The following is a 4216-nucleotide window of genomic DNA, read 5'->3' on the forward strand; positions in this document are numbered from 1 at the left end:
CTCATTGAAAAACGGTGACAGGTAATCCATTCGGGTCACGAAGGTGACGCCTTGAGTCCAGTAGCGGTATTCGAGATTCTTCTCGATTCCGGTGTGCAGGTAGCCGATTCCGCATCGGGCCTCGATGATCGTTTCACCCTCGATCTCGAGGATCAGCCGCAAAACCCCGTGGGTAGACGGGTGCTGAGGCCCCATGTTGACGACGATGCGTTCACCGGGGTCCGCGCTGCGGGCGGCATCGACGATTTGCTCCCAGTCCTGGCCGCCGGCGACCAGGACTGTCTCGCCGGCGCCGTCAGCCGACTCAGTAATTGCGCTCATCAGTTGTAACCCCTCCGCTCGTCGGGCGGAGGTATCTGCGCGCCCTTGTATTCGACCGGGATGCCGCCGAGTGGGTAGTCCTTGCGTTGCGGATGCCCCTGCCAGTCGTCGGGCATCTCGATTCGGGTCAGCGACGGATGGCCATCGAAGATGATCCCGAAGAAATCGTAGGTTTCGCGTTCGTGCCAGTCGTTGGTGGGATAGACCTCATACAGCGACGGGATATGCGGATCACTGTCCGGTGCAGACACTTCCAGCCGGAGCCGGCGGTTGTGGGTGATCGATTGCAGCGGGTACACGGCGTGCAATTCCCGGCCAGTCTCGTGCGGGTAGTGCACGCCGTTGACACCCAGGCACAGCTCGAAGCGTAATTCCGGTTCGTCGCGGAGACGTTGGGCGACCTGGACCAGCAGATCCCGCCGAACGTGCAGTGTGAGTTCGTCGCGATCAACCACGATTTTCTCGATGGCGTCGTCGAGTTCGATATCGCTGCGGTGCAACGCCTCGGCCAGCCCGTCGACCACGTCGTCGAAGTAGCTGCCGTAAGGCCGGGGGCTACTGCCCGGGAGCGTGACCTGGCGTACCAGCCGTCCATACCCGGAGGTGTCGCCGGTGCCGGCCACCCCGAACATGCCGCGGCGAACGTCGACCACCTCTGCAGCGGATTCCTGGTCTGCTGAGCTCATCGCAGCAGTCCGCGCATCTCGATCGTGGGCCGCGCCGCCAGTGCGGCTTCCTCGGCTTCGGCGATGGCGCGTTCCCGGTTGACGCCCAGCGGCATTTCCTGAATCTTCTCGTGCAGCCGCAGGATTGCGTGCAGCAGCATCTCCGGACGCGGCGGGCAGCCGGGTAGGTAGATGTCTACCGGGACAACGTGATCTACACCCTGCACGATCGCGTAGTTGTTGAACATGCCACCGGATGACGCGCACACGCCCATGGCCAGAACCCATTTCGGCTCGGCCATTTGGTCGTAGATCTGACGCAGCACCGGCGCCATTTTCTGGCTGACTCGACCCGCTACGATCATCAGATCGGCCTGCCGGGGCGTCGCCGAGAATCGCTCCATGCCAAACCGTGCTATGTCAAACCTCGGCCCGGCGGTCGCCATCATCTCGATTGCGCAGCAAGCTAACCCGAACGTCGCCGGCCACAATGAGTTCTTGCGGACATAGCCGGCCACCTTCTCCACAGTTGACAGCAGAATCCCCCCCGGCAGCTGTTCTTCCAGGCCCACGCCCTACCCCCAATCTGTTCTCAGCCCTCAATCCCACGTCAGGCCGCCGCGGCGCCACACGTAGGCGTAGGCCACGAATACCGTGAGCATGAACACCACCATTTCGACCAACGCGAACGCCCCCAGCGCGTCGTAGCTGACCGCCCAGGGATACAAGAAAACGATTTCGATGTCGAAGACGATGAACAACATCGCAGTCAGGTAATACTTCACCGGGAATCGGTGCCCGCTGGCCGCGCCGGCGCCCAGCGAAGTTCTGGCGCCGGTATCGGTGGGCTCAATCCCACATTCGTAGGCCGCCTGCTTTGACCGGTTGAAACGAGACGGGCCGACCAGGCTCGCGATCACCACTGAGACCACGGCAAAGGCGGCGGCGATGGCTCCCAGTACCAGGATGGGTATGTAGAGGTTCAAACTCGCTTCCTGATGCGTCGTGCGGGCTGGCTGCGTCGACCAGGCGGTGACCGGGCTGCTGTGACGGACCCGGTTTGTGGGCCATCACAGTGACCTTCAACATAGTCGCGCGGCGGTGGGGGCAGACGCCCGGGGGTCAACCTAGCAATGACTCTCGGGATTCGCGGCCGGATGCGGCCCCGGCTCGGCACCCGCCCAGTTGCGCGGCGAATTTGAAGATTGCGCGCCGCAGCCGAATTCTACGAATATTTTGTTAACCAGCATATTGGTGCGACATGTGTTGTTATTGTTTACCGCCATCGGATGGCGATCGATCTGGGAGGCTTGGGGCCGTGAGTTTTTTGTGCTGCCGCCAGAGATTAACTCCTTACGAATGTTCGCTGGTGCCGGTACTGCGCCGATGTTGGCGGCGGCGGCTTGGGAGGGGCTTGCCGAGGAGTTGGGGTCTGCGGCGCAATCGTTTGTCTCGGTGACGACCGGGTTGGCGGGTCAGGCGCGGGTCGTGGCCAGCATATTTGAGGCGGCGCAGGCCGCGACGGTAATACCGACGGCAATTGCAGGCAACCGCAATGCATTCGTGCAGCGCCAGCCCGGGCGGTGGCAACGGTGGTAATCGCAATGTTGGTAGCGGCAGCTATGCCAACGGCGCCAGCGGTATGACCGTCGGAACTGGGTTCGCGCCGGGTGATCCAAACTATGGCACCGGAAATGGCGCGAACTACAATTCAGGCGGCCGCAACACAATTACGATCAATGCCAGCGTTGGGAGCCCCGGAATCGGGGTTTTCGCCGTCCCCGTTCCGGTTCCGGCCACCGGTGGCAATAACACCCGTACCGGGATTACCGGAGACAATCAGATTAGTCCTGGCGGCTCTGCACGTGAGTTACCTGAATCAACCGAGGTACCCGAAACACCGGCTTCTGCAATTCCGGAGGTCGCCGCATCGGTTCCGGCATTGGGGGTATTGCCAACTGCGCCATCGGAAATTGCGGTGAAGGCAGCAGCAACGGATGCTGGAATTCCGACGTCGCCGTTACGAGCTTCGGGCGCCGGTAGGACACCAACGCGGCCCGCTGCAACCCAGGACCAGCAAGGTTCGGAGACGCCCGCGGCAGCCGAAACGGCGGCGCCATTAAGGCCGGACACGGCTACGGGGCAGTTGCGACCTCGGGCAAAGCAAAACCCCGCGAGTTCAAGTGCGAGGTGGCTGAGGGAATCTACTGTGCCGGAGCGGCAAGCAGTCCCAGCACGGTCCTACCCAGCACAACGGGGTCGATCGGTTGTGCGACCGCCGCTTCGGCCCGCGACCAGCTAGCCAGCCAGGCATCGTCTGGGCGCCCGGTGAGTACGACGACCGGCGGGCACGCATCAAGTTCGTCTTTGAGCTGTTTGGCTATACCCATACCGCCGGTCGGTGTCGCCTCGCCGTCGAGGATGGCCAAATCGATACCACCGGCGTCCATTTGTCGTATCACCATCTGGCCGGTAGCCACTTCGACATAGGTCAGCTCGGGTAGCTCTGGGTGCAGCCGTTTGCCTAGTGCCTGCATGACTTGGTGGCGGGTCTTGGCGTTGTTGCTGTACACGAGGATCCGGATAGCGCTGGTAGAGGCGGGCACGGTGCAGATGGTACTGGTGGCGCGCCGGCGTTACTGGATCGCCCGCACGAAGATGACGTCTGCCGCGGCGGTCGCCGTCGCGTCGACCATGCCGAACTTATTCCAGTCCACGTCGAATCGGGATCGATCGATGTTGGTTTTGCCTGATATTCGGATCGCGCCGTCGCCGAGCTCGCTGATCGTGACGGGTAGTGGTAGCGGCTCGGTGATGCCTTTGATAGTGAAGGTGGTCCGCAGGTCTGCGGCGTGGCCGGTGGTCGGGTGGACGTCGGTGACGGCGACGCTGATCTCGGGGAACCGCTCGACATCGAAGAAGTCTGCTGAGCGCAGGTGTCGGTCACGTCGGCCTATGCCGGTGCGCAGCGATGCGACGCGGATGTCGAGGCGGCCGAAGACCGCGCCTTTACTGGTGAGCTGCCCGTCGCCGCTGAACTCGGTGAAGCGGCCTTTGACGTTCAACAGCCCCCACATGTTCTTGATCTTGAAGGTGATGGTTGAGCGATCCGGAACAAGGTTCCATGTGCCGGCCATGTCGGGATCATTCAGCAGAGTTTCCAGAGTCGTCATCGTCACCTCATTGTCTTCGTGCTCTCGACTAAGTCGAGCACAGGACCGATCTCGGCC

Annotated in this window: 5 protein-coding genes and 2 pseudogenes; 1 reads left to right on the forward strand and 6 read right to left on the reverse strand. The window is 62.3% G+C overall.

What is annotated here, in order from left to right:
* From AC2VOU_RS15450 to AC2VOU_RS15465, 4 genes and pseudogenes are all read right to left on the reverse strand, one after another.
* A pseudogene (locus tag AC2VOU_RS15450) lies at positions 1 to 321 on the reverse strand (NADH dehydrogenase subunit D); the annotation flags it as partial.
* Entirely contained in the window at positions 321 to 1007 is a 687-nt protein-coding gene (locus tag AC2VOU_RS15455) for an NADH-quinone oxidoreductase subunit C (protein WP_047313166.1), read from the reverse strand. The pseudogene AC2VOU_RS15450 and the gene AC2VOU_RS15455, both read right to left, overlap by 1 nt.
* Positions 1004 to 1558: a NuoB/complex I 20 kDa subunit family protein gene (locus tag AC2VOU_RS15460; protein ID WP_047313165.1), complete on the reverse strand. Its 555-nt coding sequence runs from the start codon at positions 1556 to 1558 to the stop codon at positions 1004 to 1006. Before AC2VOU_RS15460 ends, AC2VOU_RS15455 begins: the two co-directional genes overlap by 4 nt.
* 27 nt (positions 1559 to 1585) lie before the next feature.
* A complete protein-coding gene (locus AC2VOU_RS15465) occupies positions 1586 to 1972 on the reverse strand; it encodes an NADH-quinone oxidoreductase subunit A (RefSeq protein WP_047313164.1) in 387 nt (128 codons plus the stop codon).
* Positions 1973 to 2345: 373 nt separating this feature from the next.
* Between AC2VOU_RS15465 and AC2VOU_RS15470 the strand changes: the two are divergent.
* Positions 2346 to 2540 (forward strand): annotated as a pseudogene (locus AC2VOU_RS15470) (PPE domain-containing protein); the annotation flags it as partial.
* A gap of 650 nt (positions 2541 to 3190) precedes the next feature.
* Here AC2VOU_RS15470 and AC2VOU_RS15475 read toward each other — a convergent pair.
* Positions 3191 to 3592, reverse strand: coding sequence for an Rv3143 family two-component system response regulator (locus tag AC2VOU_RS15475; RefSeq protein WP_047313161.1), 402 nt, complete (start codon positions 3590 to 3592; stop codon positions 3191 to 3193).
* Positions 3593 to 3622: 30 nt separating this feature from the next.
* On the reverse strand, positions 3623 to 4159 hold the full coding sequence (locus tag AC2VOU_RS15480; RefSeq protein WP_047313455.1) for a YceI family protein: 537 nt from the start codon (positions 4157 to 4159) through the stop codon (positions 3623 to 3625).
* Positions 4160 to 4216 lie beyond the last annotated feature (57 nt).

This window comes from Mycobacterium sp. TH-M25, from assembly GCF_057473665.1.